At 70.2% G+C, this 20379-nt stretch carries 20 protein-coding genes; 13 read left to right on the plus strand and 7 right to left on the minus strand.

What is annotated here, in order from left to right:
* Positions 1-10: 10 nt before the first annotated feature.
* Entirely contained in the window at positions 11-1309 is a 1299-nt protein-coding gene (locus ABEA24_RS30460) for a nucleotide sugar dehydrogenase (protein WP_345434613.1), read from the minus strand.
* 265 nt (positions 1310-1574) lie between these two features.
* Positions 1575-2999, minus strand: coding sequence for a sugar transferase (locus ABEA24_RS30465; protein ID WP_425551253.1), 1425 nt, complete (start codon positions 2997-2999; stop codon positions 1575-1577).
* A 213-nt stretch (positions 3000-3212) separates the two neighbouring features.
* Between ABEA24_RS30465 and ABEA24_RS30470 the strand changes: the two genes are divergently transcribed.
* From ABEA24_RS30470 to ABEA24_RS30490, 5 genes are read left to right on the plus strand one after another with little or no spacing between them, the layout of a single operon-like run.
* Positions 3213-4274, plus strand: a complete 1062-nt coding sequence (locus ABEA24_RS30470) for a glucose-1-phosphate thymidylyltransferase (RefSeq protein ID WP_345434615.1) — start codon at positions 3213-3215, stop codon at positions 4272-4274.
* Complete coding sequence (gene rfbB / locus ABEA24_RS30475; RefSeq protein WP_345434616.1) at positions 4271-5224, plus strand: dTDP-glucose 4,6-dehydratase; 954 nt, start codon at positions 4271-4273, stop codon at positions 5222-5224. Before ABEA24_RS30470 ends, rfbB begins: the two co-directional genes overlap by 4 nt.
* Entirely contained in the window at positions 5221-6078 is an 858-nt protein-coding gene (gene rfbD, locus ABEA24_RS30480; RefSeq protein ID WP_345434617.1) for a dTDP-4-dehydrorhamnose reductase, read from the plus strand. The genes rfbB and rfbD overlap by 4 nt, the downstream gene beginning before the upstream one ends.
* A gap of 2 nt (positions 6079-6080) precedes the next feature.
* Entirely contained in the window at positions 6081-7292 is a 1212-nt protein-coding gene (locus ABEA24_RS30485) for an MFS transporter (RefSeq protein ID WP_345434618.1), read from the plus strand.
* The gene (locus ABEA24_RS30490; protein WP_345434619.1) at positions 7289-8284 is read left to right on the plus strand and encodes a TolB-like translocation protein; all 996 of its coding nucleotides are present in this window, start codon (positions 7289-7291) and stop codon (positions 8282-8284) included. The genes ABEA24_RS30485 and ABEA24_RS30490 overlap by 4 nt, the downstream gene beginning before the upstream one ends.
* Here ABEA24_RS30490 and rfbC read toward each other — a convergent pair.
* Positions 8281-8886, minus strand: coding sequence for a dTDP-4-dehydrorhamnose 3,5-epimerase (gene rfbC, locus ABEA24_RS30495; RefSeq protein ID WP_345434621.1), 606 nt, complete (start codon positions 8884-8886; stop codon positions 8281-8283). The genes ABEA24_RS30490 and rfbC overlap by 4 nt on opposite strands.
* Before the next feature lie 488 nt (positions 8887-9374).
* Here rfbC and ABEA24_RS30500 point away from each other — a divergent pair, with 488 nt between their 5' ends.
* From ABEA24_RS30500 to ABEA24_RS30530, 7 genes are all read left to right on the plus strand, one after another.
* Positions 9375-9914 (plus strand): class I SAM-dependent methyltransferase, encoded by a 540-nt coding sequence (locus ABEA24_RS30500; protein WP_345434622.1) that lies wholly within the window; start codon positions 9375-9377, stop codon positions 9912-9914.
* Entirely contained in the window at positions 9911-11065 is a 1155-nt protein-coding gene (locus ABEA24_RS30505; RefSeq protein ID WP_345434623.1) for a hypothetical protein, read from the plus strand. Before ABEA24_RS30500 ends, ABEA24_RS30505 begins: the two co-directional genes overlap by 4 nt.
* Positions 11023-11784 carry a WecB/TagA/CpsF family glycosyltransferase gene (locus ABEA24_RS30510; RefSeq protein WP_345434624.1) on the plus strand — a complete coding sequence of 254 codons (762 nt, stop codon included), beginning with the start codon at positions 11023-11025 and terminating at the stop codon, positions 11782-11784. The genes ABEA24_RS30505 and ABEA24_RS30510 overlap by 43 nt, the downstream gene beginning before the upstream one ends.
* Positions 11781-13037 (plus strand): nucleotide sugar dehydrogenase, encoded by a 1257-nt coding sequence (locus tag ABEA24_RS30515; RefSeq protein ID WP_345434625.1) that lies wholly within the window; start codon positions 11781-11783, stop codon positions 13035-13037. Before ABEA24_RS30510 ends, ABEA24_RS30515 begins: the two co-directional genes overlap by 4 nt.
* 85 nt (positions 13038-13122) lie before the next feature.
* Complete coding sequence (locus tag ABEA24_RS30520) at positions 13123-13842, plus strand: hypothetical protein (RefSeq protein WP_345434626.1); 720 nt, start codon at positions 13123-13125, stop codon at positions 13840-13842.
* Positions 13835-14683 (plus strand): class I SAM-dependent methyltransferase, encoded by an 849-nt coding sequence (locus ABEA24_RS30525; protein ID WP_345434627.1) that lies wholly within the window; start codon positions 13835-13837, stop codon positions 14681-14683. The genes ABEA24_RS30520 and ABEA24_RS30525 overlap by 8 nt, the downstream gene beginning before the upstream one ends.
* A gap of 102 nt (positions 14684-14785) precedes the next feature.
* Positions 14786-15181: a VOC family protein gene (locus tag ABEA24_RS30530; RefSeq protein ID WP_345434628.1), complete on the plus strand. Its 396-nt coding sequence runs from the start codon at positions 14786-14788 to the stop codon at positions 15179-15181.
* A gap of 299 nt (positions 15182-15480) precedes the next feature.
* Here ABEA24_RS30530 and ABEA24_RS30535 read toward each other — a convergent pair whose 3' ends face one another.
* Both ABEA24_RS30535 and ABEA24_RS30540 read right to left on the minus strand, forming a co-directional pair.
* Entirely contained in the window at positions 15481-16320 is an 840-nt protein-coding gene (locus ABEA24_RS30535) for an alpha/beta fold hydrolase (RefSeq protein ID WP_345434629.1), read from the minus strand.
* 114 nt (positions 16321-16434) lie between these two features.
* Positions 16435-17772: a serine hydrolase domain-containing protein gene (locus ABEA24_RS30540; RefSeq protein WP_345434630.1), complete on the minus strand. Its 1338-nt coding sequence runs from the start codon at positions 17770-17772 to the stop codon at positions 16435-16437.
* 156 nt (positions 17773-17928) lie between these two features.
* Between ABEA24_RS30540 and ABEA24_RS30545 the strand changes: the two genes are divergently transcribed.
* Positions 17929-18648 carry a TetR/AcrR family transcriptional regulator gene (locus ABEA24_RS30545; RefSeq protein ID WP_345434631.1) on the plus strand — a complete coding sequence of 240 codons (720 nt, stop codon included), beginning with the start codon at positions 17929-17931 and terminating at the stop codon, positions 18646-18648.
* Positions 18649-18654: 6 nt separating this feature from the next.
* On the opposite strand, the gene ABEA24_RS30550 is transcribed toward ABEA24_RS30545, so the two are convergent.
* Positions 18655-19659 (minus strand): right-handed parallel beta-helix repeat-containing protein, encoded by a 1005-nt coding sequence (locus ABEA24_RS30550; RefSeq protein ID WP_345434632.1) that lies wholly within the window; start codon positions 19657-19659, stop codon positions 18655-18657.
* Positions 19656-20279, minus strand: coding sequence for a hypothetical protein (locus ABEA24_RS30555; protein ID WP_345434633.1), 624 nt, complete (start codon positions 20277-20279; stop codon positions 19656-19658). The genes ABEA24_RS30550 and ABEA24_RS30555 overlap by 4 nt, the downstream gene beginning before the upstream one ends.
* Between the last annotated feature and the right edge of the window lie 100 nt (positions 20280-20379).

Consider the following 20379-nt stretch of genomic DNA (forward strand, 5'->3'; position numbering starts at 1 on the left):
GCTGCGGCGGTCAGAGGGGGACGCGGCGGCCCGCGCCGGTCAGGCGGTAGGTGGCGTCCAGGACGAGCTGGTCCTCGGGCAGCCAGGACAGGTCCAGGGCCCGGTGCATGGTGTGCGCGACGACGAGGTCGGGTGCGTCGCCGGGCGGGTTGACGTTGCCGAGCACGCGGCCTCCCGGCAGCCGGAGCTCCGGGACGAGCGGGTCGTGGTATGCGACGTCGGCGCCGGCGGCCAGCAGACCCTCGATGATCTCCAGGGCGGGGGACTCCCGGACGTCTTCGACGTCCGGCTTGTACGTCACGCCCAGGAGCAGGACCCGCGCTCCGGCCAGGCCGATCCCGGCCTCGGACAGCACCTCGCGGGCGCGTTCGACGACGCGGCGGGGGCGGCCCGCGATCGCGGACATGGCCTCGGTGACGACGGGGGTGGCCAGCCGGCTCTTGCGCAGCTGCCACAGCAGGTAGTGGGGGTCGCAGGGGATGCAGTGGCCACCGGCGCCCGGGCCGGGGAAGAAGGGCATGAACCCGTACGGCTTGGTCGCCGCCGCGGTGATGACCTCCATGACGTCGAGGCCGAGCGTCCGGCTGATCTCCGCGAGCTCGTTCGCCAGGGCGATGTTGACGGCGCGGAAGGTGTTCTCGAACAGCTTGGTCATCTCGGCCGCGCCCGAGGAGGACACCTCGTGCAGGTTGCCGGTGCAGTGGGCGAGGACCTTGACCGCCTCGGCCGTGCACTGCGGCGTGGTGCCGCCGACGACCCTGGGCACGACCTCGTGGGCGTATCGGTCGTTGCCCGGGTCGATCCGCTCCGGGCTGAACGCGACGAACACGTCCCGGCCCACCTGAAGTCCGCGCCGCCCGAGCGGCCCGGCGAGCAGGTCGTCGGTGCAGCCCACGTAGCTGGTCGAGGTCAGGATGACGACCTGCCCGGGGACGGCGTGCAGGACCGCCGCCGCGCAGGCCCCCTCGAGGGCGGACAGGTCGGGGGTGAGGTGGGGGGTGACCGGCGTCGGCACGCAGATGACCACGGCCCGTGCCCACGACGCGTACGACGGGTCGGTGACCAGCGCGAACGCGTCATCGGCCAGCGCGGCCTCGAGGCGCCGGTGGTCGGAGTCGAGCAGGTCGACCTGGCGTTCCCGGATCCGGGCAAGGCGTTCGGCGCTGGAGTCGATGGCCAGCACGCGGGCGCCCGCGGCGTGGAACGCCAGGGCCGTCGGCAGGCCGACGTAGCCGAGGCCGACGATGGCGACGTCGTACGCCCCGGACGCCGGGGCACGAGAGTCGAGGGTGGGTGCGGCGGCGTTCACGCGGCGGTCTCCGCGCGGCGACCGGAATTTCCGATCAATGCCGCGCGAATCGCCGACGAGAAAGGTGACGTTCCTCTGATATCCATCTTTCGCCTCACTGAGGGGGTGATTGCCGAAAGGGCGGCAGAAGGCATGTTGTCGTGCTCGATGCCCGGAGAAACCCCGCAAAAGGGTGAGGCCGTCTACGTCACCCGCCGACGTTGCAAGTGCTTGGTCATCAGTAGTAAACGACGTTAATTAGTGCAAGATGGATAAAACGCCCGGATTAGTAGGCTCCCGAGCCGCGGATCACCGCGGAGAGGGTCTTCCCGAGGATCTGCATGTCCAGGGTGAGAGACCAGTTCTCGACGTAGCGCAGGTCGAGCCGGACGGCCTCGTCCCATGGCAGGTCGGAGCGGCCGCTGACCTGCCACAGCCCGGTGAGCCCCGGCTTGACCGCGAGGCGGCGGTACACGTCGCTCTCGTACCGCGAGACCTCCTCCGGTAGCGGCGGGCGCGGCCCGACCAGCGACATGTCGCCGTGGAGAACGTTGATCAGCTGGGGGAGCTCGTCGAGCGAGTAACGGCGTAGCCACCCGCCGATCCGCGTGACCCGAGGATCTTCTTTGATCTTGAAGAGGACGCCGTCACCGTCGTTGCGCCCGACAAGCGCGGGCCGAAGCTTCTCCGCGTCCTTCACCATCGTGCGGAACTTCAGCATCCGGAACACCTTGCCGTCCCGGCCGATGCGCCGCTGGACGAACAACGCGGGACCGGTGAACCGCAGGAGAGCGGCGATCACGACCAGCGCCGGGGCGAGGACGAGGAGGGCGAGCGCGGCGACCAGCCGGTCGAACAGGCTCTTGACCAGCCGCCGGCCGCCCGTCAGTTCGGGGTGATCGACGTGGAGCAGCGGTAGGCCGGCGATCGGCCTGATCGTCGTACGTGGTCCGGCGACGTCCATCAGCGCCGGGGCGACGAAGAGATCGGTGTCGCCCTTCTCCAACTGCCAGGCGAGGCGGCGCAGTCGTGCGGCGTCGATCTCCGGGCAGGCGAGGACGGCGACCGTGTCGGCACGGCACACGTCGATCACCCGGACGACATCGTCGAATCCGCCGAGTACCGGAACGCCGTCCAGATCGTCCCTCCCGCTCCCAGGGGGGAGACAGGCGGCGACGATGTTCAGGCCGTGGAACGGTGTCCGCCTGAGTTCGCGGACCAGTTCGGTGACGGCGCTGCGATGGCCGACCACGACACTGCGCCGCATGCACGCACCGCGGGCGCGCAGGCGGTGCAGTCGCCGGCGCAGGAGATAACGCCCGGTGACGTCCAGGAAGATCATCAGTGGCAGTGTCACGAGGGCGTATCCTCGCGCGACCTCCGCCTTGGTGACGTAGAACAGGTTCGTCACCGCTGCGCTCAGTAACAGGCCGACGTTGAGCACGCGCCGGAATTCGTCCGATCCGACGCCGAAGAATCGTGGCTCGTACGCGCGTCCGGCGGCGATCGAGAGAATCCAGATGAATGGCAGTCCAATCCCCAGTGTGGCGTCCGGCCAGGGCGCGGATTCGGCACCGCTGAAACGTGCGACAAGGCCGACCGTGCTCGCGGTAATGGCGCTGGCGGCGTCGATGATGACGAGCCAGCGAATATAGGGTGGAATCCAACCATGGCGACTGGTCAGCCGAAAACTTTTTTCTCGTAGGGTGATGGTATCCGCTTGCTCGACAGTCGTCACGACCCGCCCCCGCGATCTTGATGCGATGTGTTCCTCGGCTGGAGAATGTCACGATGCCGTAGATAGGAAGGGTTTACATCGAGGCCGCATGTGGCCGAGCGTCGTTATCGTGGCGGTTTACCGTGGCGCTGGCCGGACGTGGCCGCGCGCTCGCTTATTTCCAGTTCGGGTATCTAGGTTCATCTCGTGAAAGCCCTTATGTTGGCCGGGGGATCGGGCACGCGGTTGCGGCCCATTACCTATACATCGGCCAAACAGTTGCTGCCGGTCGCGAACAAGCCGGTCCTCTTCTACGGACTGGAGGCGATCCGTGACAGCGGGATCACCGAGGTCGGCATCGTCGTCGGGGACACGGCACCGGAGATCCAGCGCGTCGTCGGTGACGGCTCGGCCTTCGGCCTCGACGTCACCTACATCCGGCAGGACGCCCCCCTTGGCTTAGCCCACGCGATCCTCGTCTCGCGCGGCTACCTCGGCGACGACGACTTCGTGATGTATCTGGGCGACAACTTCATCGTCGGCGGGATCACCCCCTTCACCCGGCAGTTCCACCGAGACCGGCCGGCCGCGCAGATCATGCTGACCCGGGTTCCGGACCCGCGCGCCTTCGGCGTCGTCGAACTCGACGCCGCCGGGCGCGTCGCCGGCCTGGAGGAGAAGCCCGAACACCCCAAGAGCGACCTCGCGCTCGTCGGCGTCTACCTGTTCACGCCCGCGATCCACGACGCGGTGGCCACGCTGAAGCCCTCCTGGCGGAACGAACTGGAGATCACCGACGCGATCCAGTGGCTGGTCGACACCGGCCACGAGGTCTCCTCCGCCGTCATCTCGGGCTACTGGAAGGACACCGGAAACGTCGATGACATGCTCGAGGTCAACCGCCTCGTGCTCGAGGGGCTCGAGCCGCGCGGCACGGTCGATGACTCCTGCGAGGTCATCGGGCGGGTCGTGGTCGAGGAGGGCGCGATCGTCACCGGGTCGCGCATCGTGGGCCCGGTCATCGTCGGGCGGGGAACGCGGGTGACCGGCTCCTACCTCGGCCCGTTCACCTCCATCGCCGAGAACTGCGTCATCGCCGACAGCGAGATCGAGTACTCCATCGTCCTGCGCGGCGCCTCCATCAGGGGCGTACGGCGGATCGAGGCGTCGCTGATCGGGCACGAGGCCGACGTGACGCTCGCGCCGAAGGTCCCCAACGCGCACCGGCTCGTCCTGGGCGACCACAGCAGAGTGCAGATCTCCTCATGAGGGTGCTCGTGGCCGGAGGCGCCGGCTTCATCGGATCCCACTACGTGCGGACGCTCGCCGGCGGTGGCTATCCGGGATTCGAGGACGCCGAGATCACCGTTCTCGACAAGCTCACCTACGCGGGCAACCGCGCCAACCTCGAAGGCGCCCGCTGCACCTTCGTCCACGGCGACATCTGCGACGCCGAACTCCTCGCGAAGGTCCTCCCGGGCCACCGGGTGGTCCTCAACTTCGCGGCCGAGACCCACGTGGATCGGTCGATCGCCGACGGCTCGGACTTCGTGGCCACGAACGTGGCCGGCACGCACACGCTCATGCGGGCCTGCGCGGACTCCGGAGTCGAACGGGTGGTGCAGGTCTCCACCGACGAGGTCTACGGAAGCATCGAGGCGGGCTCGTGGACGGAGGACGCCCCGCTCGCGCCGACCTCCCCGTACGCCGCGGCCAAGGCCGGCGGTGACCTGATCGCGCTGTCCTATGCCCGGACACACGGCCTGGACGTCGTCATCACCCGATGCTGCAACAACTACGGGCCCTACCAGTTCCCCGAGAAGGTCATCCCGCTGTTCGTGACGAACCTCCTCCGAGACCGGACGGTTCCGCTGTACGGCGACGGCAAGAACGTACGGGGCTGGGTGCACGTGGACGATCACTGCCGGGGCATCCAGCTCGTCCTGGAGAAAGGGCGGACCGGCGAGGTCCACCACATCGGCGGTGACGTCGAGCTGACCAACATCGAGCTGACCGAACGCCTCCTGAAGGCCTTCGGGGCGGGCTGGGAAAGCGTGCGGACCGTGGCGGACCGGAAGGGACACGACCGCCGCTACTCCCTGAACGACGACCTCCTGCGCGGCATGGGCTACCGGCCACGGATCCCCTTCGACGCCGGCCTCGCGGCGACCGTGCGCTGGTACGCCGAGAACCGTGCCTGGTGGAGGGCCCTGAAATGAGCACGTGGCTGGTGACCGGTGCGTCGGGCATGCTCGGCGGCGAGGTCGTGAACCTGCTGGCCGTGGAGGGCGAGACGGTGACCGGCCTCGACCGCGCCGGCCTCGACATCACCGACGGCGACGCCGTACGCGCGACCCTGCGGGCGGCGTGCCCGGACGTCGTCGTCAACTGCGCCGGATGGACAGCGGTCGACGCGGCCGAGGAACACGAAGAGGAGGCGCTGCGCGTCAACGGCGACGGAGCGGGCAACCTCGCCCTCGCCTGCGCGGCGATCGGCGCCCGCCTGGTCCAGGTCTCCACCGACTACGTCTTCGACGGGACCGCCCGCGAGCCGTACGCCGAGGACACGCCGCCCGGCCCGATCGGCGCGTACGGGCGGACGAAGCTCGCGGGGGAGCGAGCCGTGCTGGCGGAGCTGCCCTCCGCCGCGTACGTGGTCAGGACGGCGTGGCTGTACGGCCGGGGCGGGCCGAACTTCGTCGCGACCATGGTCCGGCTCGAGCGCGAGCGCGAGAAGATCGAGGTCGTCATCGACCAGCGCGGGCAGCCGACCTGGACCCGTGACGTGGCCGGGCGCATCCTGGCCCTGATGCGTTCCGGCGCGGAGCCCGGGATCTACCACGCGACGAGTTCGGGACAGACCACGTGGTGGGGGCTTGCCCGCGAGGTCTTCCATCTGCTCGGGGCGGACGAGCAGCGGGTGCTGCCGACGACGGCCGACCGGTTCGCGCGTCCGGCGCCACGTCCCGCGTACAGCGTGCTCGGGCATGGGCGATGGGAGCGTGCCGGGCTGGAGCCGATCCGCGACTGGCGGGCCGCGTTGCGCGCGGCGCTGCCCGACGGCCTGGGCTGACGGTGTACGTCTCGGCGGGGCTCGGGAACGCCGCACGCGCGATGCGCGTCTGGCGGCTCGTCGCGCCCAACATCGTCGCCCTGGGAGCGGTCAGCCTCGTCACCGACGTCTCGTCCGAGATGATCACCGCGGTCCTGCCGCTCTACCTGGTCCTGTCGCTGGGCCTCACGCCCCTGCAGTTCGGCGTCCTCGACGGCATGTACGCCGGGGTGACCGCGCTGATCCGGCTCGCCGGAGGACGGCTCGCGGACCGGTCACAGCGCCACCGGCTCGTGGCGGGTCTCGGCTACGCCCTGTCTGCGGTGTGCAAGCTGGGCCTCCTCGCCGCGGGGAGCTCTCCCGTCGCCCTGGGAGCGGTGCTGGCCGCCGATCGCACCGGTAAGGGATTGCGCACGGCACCACGGGACGCCCTCATCGCGGCGAGCAGCGCGCCTCGTGACCTCGGGCTGTCGTTCGGGGTACATCGGACGATGGACACGGTCGGCGCGCTCGCCGGGCCGCTGGCCGCCTTCGCCGTGCTGTGGGCGGCTCCGGGCGCCTACGACGCGGTCTTCGTCGTCAGCTGCTGCGTCGCCGTGTTCGGCGTGGTCCTGCTGGTGGCGTTCGTACGAGATCCATCGATCCGTTCCGTGCCCCGCGCCGCGATGTCGCTCAGGCCGCTGAGGCGGCCGGGGTTCGCCCTGATGTGCCTGGCGGCCGCGCTGCTCGGCGCCTGCACCATCAGCGACTCGTTCGTCTACCTGCTGTTGCAGCGGCGGCTGGGCATCGCGGCCGGGTACTTCCCGTTGCTGCCCCTGGGAACGGCGGCGTCCTTCCTGGCCCTGGCGGTCCCGTTCGGCCGCCTGGCCGACCGCGCCGGGCGCCGGGTGGTCTTCCTCGGCGGGCACGTGCTGCTGCTCGGCGCGTACCTGCTGCTGCGCGGGCCGCTGGCCGGAGCGGTGCTGCTCGCCTGCGTGCTCACGCTGCACGGTGCCTTCTACGCGGCCACCGACGGCGTGCTGATGGCGGCGGCCGGGCCGCTGCTGCCCGGCCCGGTGCGGGCCAGTGGCATGGCCGTTCTGCAGACGGCGCAGGCGCTCGCCCGGCTGATGTCCTCGGTTCTCATCGGTGCCGCGTGGACGGCGTGGGGCAGGCCGGCGGCGGTGACGGCCGCGACCGCCGGCCTGGGCGTGGCGATCGTGGCGGCGTGGCCGCTGCTCCGGGCGGTCCGATGAGTACGGGAGGCGGTGCCGCCGGCGGGCGTCGGGCGTGGCTGGTCCTCGCCGCCGCGGCGCTGCTCGCGCTGGCCGCGACCGCGTACGTGCTGCGGGCCGCCGGCCGGGGCGGTGCGGCGACGGCCCGGCCGGCGGCGATCCGGCTCGATGACCGTGGCCGGCTGCTGTTCCGCAACGCCGGCTCGAACGGCGTGCTGGCGTCGGTGCCCCTCGCCCATCCGGGCGGGTCTCGCGTGCTCAGCGGGCTGAACTGCGTGCGGCTCTACGCCTCGGCCGGCACCGGCGTGTGCCTCACGGTGCGGCGCGCCGCCGTTCCCAAGATCTTCGCGGTGATCCTGGACCGCGGGCTGCACGAGGTTCGCCGCGTCCAGTTGCCCGGAGCTCCGAGCCGGGCACGCGTGTCACCGAGCGGGCGCATGGTCTCCTGGACGGTCTTCGTCAGCGGCGACTCCTACACCAGCCCCGATCTGTCGACGCGGACCGGGATCCTCGACATGCGCACCGGGCGGGTGATCGAGAGCCTCGAGGACTTCACCCTCCTCAAGGACGGGAGGCCCTACCGATCGCCCGACGTGAACTACTGGGGGGTGACGTTCGCCGCCGACGACGACCACTTCTACGCGACCGTGCGGACGAAGGGCCGGACCTACCTGGTCGAGGGCGACGTCACCGCCCGGACGATGCGCACGCTGCGCGAGAACGTCGAATGCCCGTCGCTGTCCCCGGACGGGACCCGTCTGGTCTTCAAGAAGGCGACCGGCGATCCGTCGCGGCCCTGGCGGCTGCACGTTCTCGAACTGCGGACGATGGGGGAGATCGCCCTGGCCGAGACGCGGAGCGTGGACGACCAGGCGGCCTGGCTCGACGATCACACGGTGCTGTACGGGCGCCTGGACGGCGGGGCGACGAACGTCTGGACGGTGCCCGCGGACGGCACGGGCGCCCCTCGCCTGCTGCTCAGGAACGCCTTCTCGCCGGCCGTGGTGCGCTAGAAGGTTGTGTCCGAGCGGAGTTTCTCCTGGTAGGCCAGGCAGTCGGCGTAGGACGGGAGGAGGCCGGCCCGTTCGACCTCGGCCAGGGACGGGGCGGCGGCGTCCTTCGGGGACAGCACCGGCTCGATGCCGCGCGGCCACTCGATGCCGAGGGCGGGGTCGAGCGGGTGCACCCCGTGCTCGCGGTCCGGGGCGTACGGCTCCGACGCGAGGTAGACGACGAGCGCCTCATCGCTGAGCGCGAGGAAGCCGTGCCCGAGCCCTTCGGCGATGTAGACGGCGCGCCGTGTCCGGTCGTCGAGCCGGTTCACGGCCGAGCGGCCGAAAGTGGGGGAGCCGGTCCGGATGTCGACGACCACATCGAGCACCGAGCCCCGCAGGCAGGTGATGTACTTCGCCTGCCCCGGCGGCACGTCGGCGAAGTGAACGCCCCGGAGCGAGCCGCGCCGCGACACCGAGCAGTTGGCCTGTCGCATCGTCAGCCGATGACCCACGGCGGCGGAGAACCCGGCGTCCTGGAACCATTCGAGAAATGATCCGCGTTCGTCGCCATGGATCTGCGGAGTGAAGAGCCACGCGCCGGCGATACCGATCGGATCCACTCTGGTCCCCCGTTTCGCAACTTGTGCTGAGGTTTCCGGAATTCGACATTGGCTTATCGGCAACGTGCTGTCAACGGATTCGTCAGCGAATTCCAAACCGAGTCGAATTCTGGTGAGCCGTAGATGTGTGGCTGCCCTCACTGAGAGTGAGTTTCCATCTCGGCATCGACCCGTTTACCTGGCAGGCTGGCCGGTCTTGGCCACTATTTCATGCATTTGCCGTATATCGCCGTACATGTGGTGAGGGAGAGGATGAGTGCGTTCATTTGTCCACCGCTCCGTTGGATCGGGCGATGCCTTTGGCATGCCTTTCGGCTGCCGTAAATGTAATGAAGGCATGCCCGAATCCCCGGTTCGGGACGGGAGTTCGCGTGGGTCGCCTGCACGAGTTTCGGACCAGTTTTGTGGACGCCCCGAATTCCCTCGGGGCGCGCTATCGGGCCCGCCGATGGGCCTGGCTGAAGGCCACGTTTCCGCTGATCGGCCAGATGTCCGTCATCGATCTCGGCGGCACGGCCGACGCGTGGCTCCGCGCGCCGGTGCGCCCCGCGCACGTCCACCTCGTCAACCTCGAATCGCCCCCCGCGGTCCAGCCCGAATGGATGGAGACCGATCTCGCCGACGCCTGTGAACTGCCGGACTCGATCCTCAAGGGACAGTACGACCTGGTCATCTCCAATTCCGTCCTCGAGCACGTCGGAGGACACGAGCGGCGGCAGCGGTTCGCGGACGCCGTACACCGCCTCGCCGACCGGCACTGGATCCAGACGCCGTACCGGTACTTCCCGGTGGAGCCGCACTGGCTGTTCCCCGGGTTTCAGTTCCTGCCCGCCGCGGCCCGGGCGGTGGTCGCACGGCACTGGCCACTGGTGCACACCCCACCCGCGGACCGCGCGACGGCTCTGCGCGCCGCGCTCGGCGTGGAACTCGTGAGCCGTACCGAGCTGGCGTTCTACTTCCCTGACTCGCACATTCGGGCCGAGCGCATGGCCGGGCTGGTCAAGTCGCTGATCGCGGTGAAGGCGTGAAAGGGCCGTCGGAGGGGTCGCGGCTCGACATCATCACCCGGCGCGACGGAGAGGCGGCCGCCCTCGTGCGCCGGTTGCTCGACCTGGCCGTGCCGGGCCTGCGCGCGTCCCACGTCGACGGCGAGTTCGTCTTCACCCGGAAAGGCGAGGACGCGCGGCCCGTCGGGCGGAGCCTCCGCTACGCGGCGATCGCCGCGCTCGGCATACGCGCGCTGCCCCTCGACGAGCAGCGCGTCATCCTGCACGGCGACACGGTCAACGACCTCATCGACGGCCTCATGCGCCGGCTCAGCCGGCTGACGGGCCTGGGCGACGTGGCACTCGTCTGCTGGGCGGCCGCCGAGGCAGGACACGCCGACCTGCCCTACGCCCTCGAGCATCTGACGCGGCTCGACGCCACCGGCGCTCCCGTGCTGACCGTCGACGCGGCCTGGGTCGTCTCCGCCCTCGTCGCCGCCGGGGTGACGGACGGGCATCTCGAACGCGCCCGCGCGCGCCTGCTCGCCGGCCGCGACGTCCTGTATCCGCACGCGCTGGACGGGCCGGGGCTGGTCCCGTGGTACCGCGCGCACGTCGGCTCCTTCGCCGACCAGGTGTACCCCATCCAGGCTCTCGCGCGGCTCGGCGACCCGGAGGCGCTGAAGGCCGCGGAGGAGGCGGCGGGGGTGATCTGCGCCGCGCAGGGAGACGGCGGCCAGTGGTGGTGGCACTACGACGCGCGGACCGGCGCGGTCGTCGAGGGCTACCCGGTCTACAGCGTTCACCAGCACGCGATGGGACCGATGGCGCTCCTCGACCTCGCCGACGCGGGCGGGACGGCGCACGTCGACGCGATCCGCAAGGGCCTGCTCTGGATGGTCCGCCCGCCCGAGACCGGTGAACCACTGGTGATCGACGAGCTGGCGCTGACCTGGCGCAAGGTCGCCCGCGGCGATCCGCGCAAGATGGTCCGCGGCGTCCGGGCACTGTCGGCACGGCTCCGCCCCGGCACGCGGCTGCCGCTCCTCGACCGCATTTTCCGCCCGGTCGTGATCGACCGGGAGTGCCGCCCGTACGAGTTCGGGTGGCTTCTCTACGCGTGGCTCACGGCACACAACCTGGAGGGGCGATGGAGCGGGGAACTCAGCAACGGGAGCGGCGTCGAGTCCTAGAACTCTGGCTGGACGCCGTGACCGTCGACCAGGCCGTGGCCCGGTGTGTCACGGCCGTCGAACGCCGGGAACGGATCACGGTGGGCTGCGTCAACGCCGCGAAACTCGTGCGGATGCGCAGCGACCGCCGGCTGCACGCGGCCGTGAGCGGTTGCGACCTCGTGCTGGCCGACGGGCAGTCGGTCGTCTGGGCGAGCCGGCTCCTCGGGCAGGCGCTGCCCGAGCGGGTGGCCGGCATCGATCTTCTCCTCGGGTTGCTCGCCGAGGCCGCGAACCAGGGCCGGCGGGTCTACTTCCTCGGGGCGCGTGACGCCGTCTTAATGCGGATGCTCGCCGAGGTCGGCAGGCGGTACCCGGGACTGCAGGTGGCCGGTGCCCGCAACGGATACTTCTCGGCCGGTGAGGCGCCCGCGGTCGCCGAGGCCGTCCGCGACGCCCGCGCCGATCTGCTCTTCCTCGGGATGTCCTCGCCGAAGAAGGAACTGTTCGAGAAGGAGTGGGGACCGCGCACCGGAGCGTTCGTCATCCACGGCGTCGGCGGGTCCTTCGACGTCCTCGCGGGCGAGGTCCGCCGTGCCCCCGTCTGGTGGCGCCGGCACGGCCTGGAGTGGCTCTACCGGGCCATTCAGGAGCCGATGCGGCTCGGCCCGCGATACCTCACGACCAATGTCCAATTCCTGGCCCTCCTGGCCCGCGAACTGCTCCGGGGCACGTCATGAAGGTCGTCGTCGTCGGGCTCGGGTATGTCGGACTTCCGCTCGCCGTCCGCTCGGCACAGGCCGGCCACCAGGTCGTCGGGTACGACGTGGACGGGGACCGGGTGAAGGCGCTGTCCGCGGGCGAGTCCTACATCGAGGACGTCGGGCCCGAGGATCTGCGGGCGGTGCTCGACGCCGGTACGTTCCGCCCGTTCGCCGAGGCGCGGGCGTGCGGTGGCTTCGACGTCGCACTGATCGCCGTGCCGACGCCGCTGCGCGAGGGGCTGCCCGACCTCAGCTACACCGAGGGCGCGGCCCGTACGCTCGCCCGGTACCTGCGCCCGGGTGCGACCGTCGTCGTGGAGTCGACGACCTATCCGGGCACCACCGAGGAGCTCGTGGCGCCGCTCCTGGAGGACGGATCCGGTCTCATCGCCGGCACCGACTTCCATCTCGGCTACAGCCCGGAGCGCATCGATCCCGGCAACGCGACCTGGACCCTCGTCACCACACCGAAGATCGTCTCGGGTATCGACGAGGCATCGCGGGAGGCCGTGCGGAGTTTCTACGACACGATCGTGGAGACGACGGTGCCGGTGCGGTCGCCGCGTACGGCCGAGCTGGCCAAGCTGCTGGAGAACACCTTCCGGCACGTGAACATCGCGCTGGTCAACGAGATCGCGATGTTCGCCCACGGGCTCGGCGTCGACGTGTGGGAGGCGATCGACGCCGCCTCGACCAAGCCGTTCGGATTCATGCCGTTCACCCCCGGACCCGGGGTGGGCGGGCACTGCCTGCCGATCGACCCGTCGTACCTCTCGTGGCGAGTGGAACGGGCGCTCGGCCAGAACTTCCGGTTCGTGGAGCTGGCCAACGACATCAACGGCCACATGCCCGACTACGTGGTCCAAAGGGTCAGCACGGCGCTCAATGCCCGCCGCAAGCCCGTCAACGGATCCAGCGTCCTGCTGCTCGGGCTCGCCTACAAGAAGAACACCGGAGACGCACGCGAGTCGCCCGCCGTACGCGCGGCCCAGCTGCTCACCGCCATGGGCGCGCGGGTGAGCGGGGCCGACCCGCACGTCGTCGAGGCCACCCCCGTGGACGGCATCGTCCGCCGGGTCGAGGTCACCCCGGACGAGCTCGGGGCCGCGGACATCGTCGTGCTGGTCACGGACCACGACGCGTTCGACGTCGACGAGATCACCCGGCACGCCCCTCTCGTCCTCGACTGCCGGCGCCGCCTGGCCGGCCCCCAGGTGGAGCGGCTGTGACCGGCGAACGGCCACGGCCGACGTCCCTTCCACGGCGGACCGTGCCGTGGCAAGGTGATGGGGAGCCCGCGACCGTAGGAGACCGATGAGGGTTTTACTTCGTGCCGTCCGTGCCCGGTGGCGGCTCGCGTCGGTCCTGCTCGCGCTCACGCTCGCCGGCCTGGGAGCGGGCGTGGTGGTCCTGCCGTGGACCTACCAGGGCGAGGCGAACATGGTCTTCCTCTCCTCGCGGATCGTCGCCAAGCAGGCCGGCGGCAATCCGTACCTCGTCTTCGCCTCCTCGCTGACGGTGTCCGCCGAGGTCGTCGGACGCCGGCTGATGGACGATCAGACGGTGCAGTCCCTGCGCAAACAGGGATACACCGCCAACTACACGGTCGGCGTCGCCCCCGACTCGGCGGGACCGGTGCTCTCGATCACGGTGACCGGCTCCGATCCCCGCACCACCGGCACGACGCTCAAGGCCCTCATCACGGCGGTGAACTCCCAGCTCGAAACGCTGCAGAGCGGGCTGAAACCCGACGCGCGCATCACCGCCGACGTCGTCAACTCGACCGACCGGCCGCTCCGCGTCCGGAAACCGAAGATCCAGCTGCTCGGCGAGCTCCTCGCCGTCGCGCTCGGGGCGTCCGCCGGCCTGCTGCTGCTCGTCCAGGCGCTGGCGGATCGCCGCCGCGCCACCGGCCCGCCGGCCGCGCCGCCACGGTCTCCGGACGTACCGGCCGGGGAGATCGACTACGAGGCCATGTGGCTGGAGAGCCGGCCGGGGGACCCCGGCCACCACAGAGCGGACGACCATGCGTAACCCGATGCTGCGGCGCGCGGGCCGCACGGCACGGGCACTGTCCGCCGCCCTGACCCGCCCGTCCTGGATGCCGCCCGGGCATTTCTACTCTCCGCTGACCGCCCCGTCCGACGTGCGGAGAGCCCTCGAATGGCGGGCGTCACCGGCGGTGCCCGGCGTCGACCTGAGAACCGGCGACCAGCTCGCCCTCGCGAAGGCCCTCGCCCCGATGATGGCGGAGCCCTTCGAAGGGCCGCGGTACACGCCGGACAATCCGATGTACGGCGCCGGCGACGGGGCGGTCTACCGGGCGATGCTCCGTCACCTGCGGCCCGAACGCGTGATGGAGATCGGCTCCGGGTACAGCACGGCCCTCGCCCTCGACACCGCGGACGCCCACCTGCCCGGCCTGGAGGTGAGCTGCGTCGAGCCGTACCCGGACCGGCTGCTGTCGGTGCTGCGCGACGGCGACCCGGTGACGCTCCTGACCCGGCCGGTCCAGGACGTCCCCCTCACCGCGTACGACGCGCTCGGGGCGGGTGACGTGCTCTTCATCGACTCCACGCACGTCGCGAAGGCCGGATCCGACGTGGTCTGGCTGTACCTCCAGGTGCTGCCGCGGCTGGCGGCGGGCGTCGTGGTGCACATCCACGACGTGTTCTGGCCGTTCGAATACCCCGAGTCGTGGCTGCGCGAAGGCCGCGACTGGACCGAGAACTACCTGCTGCACGCATTCCTCGTCGGCAACGCCGACTGGGAGGTGCTGCTGTTCTCCTCCTGGCTCTGGAAGGAACACCCGGACCGCGTCCCGCCCGCCCTGGCCCGCGAGGAACCCGGCTCCATCTGGCTCCGCCGCGTCTAGATGATCGACTCCAAGGGTTGGTGGTCGTAGCGATTCCGGACTTGCCGGATGGGTGGCGCGGCCCCATAGGCTGACCCCCCGTCCGCAGTGTCTGGGGGAATCATGACGAGTAGGTTCACCGAGTTGGTTGTCGACTGCCACGATCCGGAACGGCTCGCGGCCTTCTGGTGCGCGGTCCTGGACTTCAAGGTGATCGACCGGAGCGAGGGCAAGGTCGAGATCGGCTCCTGGGAGCCGACCGTCGAGGAGGTCCGGGCCCGCCAGATGCCGCCCACCCTGGTGTTCATCCAGGTGCCCGAGGGCAAGACCGTGAAGAACCGGCTCCACCTCGACGTCAGCCCGATCGACGGCAGTACCGACGACGAGGTGGCCAGGCTGCTCGGCCTCGGTGCCGTCAAGGTGGACGTGGGCCAGGGCACCGGCCGGAGCTGGGTGGTCATGGCCGACCCCGAGGGCAACGAGTTCGACGTCCTGCGCACCCTGGCACCGTCCAACTAGTGCCGTGTCCAAGGTGCGGGCGGGCTGCTTCCGGGCGCGTTCTCGGAGGGTGGTTGGTGGGGCGGGCCTCGAAGGCCTCACCGGAGCGGATAACAGGACTCTTCCGTCCGGGGCGACTGCCCTCGTTCTGTGCCGTCCCGCCACACGGCAATTTTCCCGCCTGAGTGCACACCGCAGAACAAGGGACCTAGCCCCTCGGTGACGTTCAGGCGTTATGCCGGGCTTTGGCCCGGCCGCAGCCCGGCCCACCCCGCGGGAGCTACTCGCTCGCCCCACAGCGAGGATTGCTCAGTCCGGCCCTAGGCGCCGGCGTGCTCCTTGAGGAAGGGGATGATCTGGGCGGCGGTCAGATCCGCGGACTGCGCGTGCGGGTAGTGGCCCGCGCCCTCGATCAGGCCGAGGGTGCCGATCCCGGTGGGCATCATCGACACGATCGCCTCGCCCTCGGCCCGCGGGTCGGGGAAGTCGCACTCCGCGGCGCCCATGAGGATCAGCGCCGGGACGTGGACATTCGGGAGCTGCGCCTGCGCGTCGGCGGGGGTGGACTTGGTGGTCTTCATGAACTCGGCGAATCGTCCGGGCTCTGACAACTTGGCCGCGAGCTGAGCCATGTAGGCGTCGTAGTCGGCGGGCTTGGTGGGGTAGGCGACGTTGAGGTAGCTCATCCACAGCTTGAGGCTCTTGAACATTCCGGCGCTAATCAGCCGTAGCCCGCCCCGGCGGTAGAGCGAGTTGGTGAACAGGGCGCCGACGTCGGTCTTCGGGACCCTGGTGAAGGGGTTGATCTCGACGATCGCGGTGACCAGCTCGGAAGCGGTCGCCGCGGCGATGGTGGCGGCGCCGCCGCCGAGCGAGTGGCCAACGATGACGGCTGGTCCGCCCAGGTGGCGGATCAACGCGAGCAGGTCGCCTGCCACGTCGGTCCGGCTGATGGCGTCGCTGCCCCAATCCATGCTCGACTCGCCGTGCCCGCGCATGTCGGCGGTGACCACTCGGTAGCCGGCCGCGGCGAGCTGGGGAGCGAGGTGGCGGAAGGCCTGGCGCATGTCGCCCATCCCGTGCTGCATGACCACCAGCGGGCCTTCACCGATCACGTCGTAGGCGATCCGGCCGCCGTCGACATCCACGAACTCGGTCATCTCTATCCTCCAGCGAGGTATTGGTCAATCTCGATAGCCATCGAGGAAATCCGATCAGCCTGTCTTGTCAGAAGGGCGTCCTGCTGCTCCGGCCCTGACCGGGTGCGCGATGGTTCAGACCCGGTTGAACAGCCGTCCGGCCAGGTCCGCCCCGATGATGGCGCCGTCGGTGTCGCGGGTGAGGAAACCGCGCTGCCCCACAAGGCCGCCGCCGGTGACGATGTACTCGTCGCCGGTTCCCGGCAGCAGGCCGAGCCCGGCCGGCGGGAGGTCGGCCGGCAGTTCGGCCTCGGACGCCGCGCGGATCTCCGGCTTGATCCGGCATTCCACCGTCAGCGTCTCACCGTCGGTGTCGATGATCAGTGTCATGAATTCGTTCTCGTAGTGTCCGGCGATCTCCCGGGCGCGCTGCGGGTCGTAAGGGATCGGCTCGGAGTCCCGCTCGACCACGCCGAGGTAGGTCTCCAGCGCCCAGCGGACCACGGCCTGGTTGAACGCCAGGCCGTTGTCCGGCCCGGCATTGGACATGGCCACGACGGCGAAGTCTCGTTCGGGAACCAGCAGAAGGTCGGCGAACTGGCCGTTGGACGATCCGCCGTGCCCGACGGTGCGTACGCCGTCCACGTCGCGCAGGAACCAGGCGATGCCGATGGCATCGCCGAGCGTGGAGCCGTGAAGCTCCACCGTCGGCTCCTGCATCCGCCGTGCCAGATCGCCGCCGCCGAGATGGAATCGGGCCCAGCGGAGCTGGTCGGCCGCTGAGGACACCAGGCCACCGCCGGGGTGGTTGCCGCGCGTGTCCTTCCAGGTCCGGACGGTCCCGAGCGTCCCCTCACTGAGGTTGTGGCCGACGGCGAACCTGCGGGTGATGGCTTGTCCGGCGGTGAAGACGCTGTCGGCCAGGCCCAGGGGCTCGAAGAGCAGTGCGGCGATGGCGGCCTCGTAGGTCTGGCCGGTGACGTTCTCGATGACCCGGCCGAGCAGGTTGTAGCCGAGCTGACTGTAGGAGGCTCGGCCGCCGACCGGACCGGCCAGCGGCACGTCGGCCATCTTCGCGACCTCGCCGGCCAGCGCGTCGTCCCCCTCGCCGGTGTCGGCGACCATTCGGGTGTCCAGGCCGGCGGTGTGGTTGAGCAGGTGCAGGATGGTGATCTGAGCGGCCGCGTCCTGGTCGGGGAGCCGAAGTTCGGGTACGTAGCGGCGTACCGGCGCCTCCAGCTCGACCCGCCCCATCTCGACCAGGCGCATGATCGCGGCCGCGGTGTAGGTCTTGGTGACCGAGCCCAGCACGAACAGCGTGTCCTGGTCGACGGGCAGCGGGTTGTCGACGCTCGTCACGCCGTGACAGGCGAAGATCTCCCGGCCGTCCACCCACACCCCGACCGCGACACCCGGGATGTCGAACTCCTTGGCCTTCGCCTCGACGAACTCCGCCAGTGCCTCGTGTGACATTCCGTTTCCCTTTCCGTTCCGTGTTCGCGCACGACACCGAGGTGTCCAACGACCCCACAGTTGACTTGCACTGTGTTCAAGTGAACGCTAGCGAGGACTTGAACACAGTGCAAGTGTTTCTTGAACGATGTGCAAGTCGATGGCTATCGTGGGCCCATGACCCGTGACACGCTGACCCGTGAACAGATCGTCACCGCCGCCATCGCCCTGCTGGACGCCGAAGGCCTGGAAGGCCTGAACATGCGCGCGCTGGGCAGGCGCCTGGGCTCAGCGGCCACCGCGGTCTACTGGCACGTGGGCAGCAAGGACAACCTCATCGCCCTCGCCGGCGACCAGGTATGGCACGAGATCACGCTGCCCGACCTGGACGTGGTCGACTGGCGTACGGCCGCCACCGCCATGGCCGGCGACCTGCACGCGATGCTCACCCGCCACCCGTGGCTGCTGCAGGCCTTCGGCTCCTTCCTGATGTTCGGCCCCGGCAAGGCCCGCCACGACGACCACCTCCTCGCCATCTACGAGGCCGCCGGATTCAGCGGCGCCGCGGCCGACCAGGCGGCGGCCACCGTCTTCACCTTCGTGCTCGGCAACGCCCTCGGCCCGGCCGCGGCGGCCTCACTCACCCGCAAACTGGCCCGCGACGGCGGCGAGGCCGAGCAGATGATGCGCGACACCATGACCGAAGCCCGCCAGATCGCGGCGCAGTTCCCCCGACTGCGCACCCGCCTGGACACGGCCGGAGCCGACTACGGTGCGGCACCCGACAACACCCTCGAATTCGGCCTCCACGCCGTCCTCGACGGCCTGGAGGCAGGACTCGGCGCGATCAAGGACCGGAGGATCGACATTTCTCGATCTGACACGGACCGCTCGTAGGCACGACTACGGGGCTGGGACCGGGCTGCCGGTGTCCTCCCACGTGTTCTTCTTCCACTGGTTGCCGGGGGCGGAGTCGTCCCAGGTGGTGCCCCACCCGAACGCCCCGCCCTTGCTGAAGTAGCGGCGGCTGAAGACGTTGCCGATGAACCGGATGTGGTGCGGCCGGCCGTACTTGCCGGCTCCGCCGTACACCGTGTAGCCGCCGCCGGCGAGCAGGTTGTCCTGCACGAGGACGTCGTGGTTGAGGCCGAAGTCCTGGTAGAGCGCCACGGCGGCGGTCTGGCCGCCGGGATTCAGGATGGCGTTGTGCCGGACGACGAAGGTCATGCCCGGACGCGGTCCGCTGCCGGACGCCACGAGGGTCACGTGCGCGCCGGGGAAGTCCTTCGGGTCGTGGAAGTAGGAGTCCTCGATGAGCCCCTGGCTGGTCTGGACGGCCGACATCATGGCGTGGACGTTCACCCGCCGGACCGTGAGGTCGCCCGCGAAGTTGAGCACGCCGAACTCCAGCGGGCGGCCGCCGCCACCGGAGATCTCGGTGTCCTCGACGGTCAGCCCGCCGCTTCCGGCCTCCATGCGCTGCAGGATCGCCCAGTCGCCCGCGCCGATGACCCGGCAGTTGCGGATGGTGACGTTCCTGGCCAGGACCACGATGTCGCCGTGGACCTCCAGCCCGTCGAGCACGGCGCCGTCCGTCGTCACCTTGATGGTTCCGGTCCGTACCTGGAGCCGGGTGCCCGGCCGCGGTCCGGTGGTGGCGGCGTCGGGCCAGCGCGGCGGGGCGGGCGACCCCGGCCCCGACCTGACCTGGAGCGAGGGAACCTCGGAGCGCGGCCGTGTCGTTCCGCCGCCCACCGCGGAGGCTCCAGGCGATGCCGCGGTGGCTCCCGGTCGCGCTCGGCGGGAGGACGGCGAGCCCCGTGCCGCCCAGCCGACGAGCAACGCCGAGACCGACGCGGCGACCGCCGCGATGACGATCGCCGTCGTTAAGCGCGCGCGGCCGGTCATGACGTCATCCCTGGGCGGCGGAGCCGGAGTCGTGGATGTCGCTCGGCCATCAGAGCTCCGACCAGCATGGCCAGGAGACCGGCCGCCCCGATCGCGGCGAGCGCGCGCGTCCGGCGGCTGACGAGCGGGATCGGCCGGTCGGAGCTCGCCACCACGTGGGTCGTGATGAGCGCGTCCGGGCGGGCCCCGGCCGCCACCTGCCGATCGCGGACGTCGGCGCGGAGGACACCGATGAGGACGGCGAGCGTGCGGGACGCCTGGGCCGGGTCATGAGAGTTGACGATCAGCGTCACGTACGGCTGGTCGTGGACCGGCTGCTCGTCGTTCCCCCGGTTGGCGAGCACGACGTCGTAGGCGGCGGTGCCGCCCTGGCGGCGCACCCGCGCCGTGCCGTCCTGCGAGTCGAGTGACAGCGCGGTGACCGCGCCCTCGACCACGAGGCTGATGTTGAAGTTCTCGAAGCCGGTCGAGCCCGGCATCAGGAAATTGACCACCGCGCGGGTCTCATATGCGGGCCGCTCGGCCACGATGTGCAATGCCGCACCGGCCGTGACGAATATCGCCAGCAGGACCACCACCGGGTGCCGCCAGAGCAGGAGGGCGAAATCTTGTATGGTCATCGGCTCCTGCCATCTTCGCACACGAATACGTCGGCGGCCCGATAGCGCGAAAGTCCGGCGAAATCTATTGTGGGTGGGTCCATGCGGGTGGGGGAACGGG

This window comes from Actinoallomurus vinaceus (genome assembly GCF_039542055.1).
GTDB classification, from domain to species: domain Bacteria; phylum Actinomycetota; class Actinomycetes; order Streptosporangiales; family Streptosporangiaceae; genus Actinoallomurus; species Actinoallomurus vinaceus.

Excerpts from the sequence above, each read along its gene's own strand:
- ABEA24_RS30550 (WP_345434632.1), bottom strand. The coding sequence starts at position 19,659 with ATGACCGGCCGCGCGCGCTTAACGACGGCGATCGTCATCGCGGCGGTC.
- rfbB (WP_345434616.1), top strand. The coding sequence starts at position 4,271 with ATGAGGGTGCTCGTGGCCGGAGGCGCCGGCTTCATCGGATCCCACTAC.
- ABEA24_RS30490 (WP_345434619.1), top strand. The coding sequence starts at position 7,289 with ATGAGTACGGGAGGCGGTGCCGCCGGCGGGCGTCGGGCGTGGCTGGTC.
- ABEA24_RS30525 (WP_345434627.1), top strand. The coding sequence starts at position 13,835 with ATGCGTAACCCGATGCTGCGGCGCGCGGGCCGCACGGCACGGGCACTG.
- ABEA24_RS30545 (WP_345434631.1), top strand. The coding sequence starts at position 17,929 with ATGACCCGTGACACGCTGACCCGTGAACAGATCGTCACCGCCGCCATC.
- ABEA24_RS30540 (WP_345434630.1), bottom strand. The coding sequence starts at position 17,772 with ATGTCACACGAGGCACTGGCGGAGTTCGTCGAGGCGAAGGCCAAGGAG.
- ABEA24_RS30500 (WP_345434622.1), top strand. The coding sequence starts at position 9,375 with ATGTCCGTCATCGATCTCGGCGGCACGGCCGACGCGTGGCTCCGCGCG.
- ABEA24_RS30510 (WP_345434624.1), top strand. The coding sequence starts at position 11,023 with ATGGAGCGGGGAACTCAGCAACGGGAGCGGCGTCGAGTCCTAGAACTC.
- rfbD (WP_345434617.1), top strand. The coding sequence starts at position 5,221 with ATGAGCACGTGGCTGGTGACCGGTGCGTCGGGCATGCTCGGCGGCGAG.
- ABEA24_RS30515 (WP_345434625.1), top strand. The coding sequence starts at position 11,781 with ATGAAGGTCGTCGTCGTCGGGCTCGGGTATGTCGGACTTCCGCTCGCC.
- ABEA24_RS30555 (WP_345434633.1), bottom strand. The coding sequence starts at position 20,279 with ATGACCATACAAGATTTCGCCCTCCTGCTCTGGCGGCACCCGGTGGTG.
- ABEA24_RS30530 (WP_345434628.1), top strand. The coding sequence starts at position 14,786 with ATGACGAGTAGGTTCACCGAGTTGGTTGTCGACTGCCACGATCCGGAA.
- ABEA24_RS30535 (WP_345434629.1), bottom strand. The coding sequence starts at position 16,320 with ATGACCGAGTTCGTGGATGTCGACGGCGGCCGGATCGCCTACGACGTG.
- ABEA24_RS30520 (WP_345434626.1), top strand. The coding sequence starts at position 13,123 with ATGAGGGTTTTACTTCGTGCCGTCCGTGCCCGGTGGCGGCTCGCGTCG.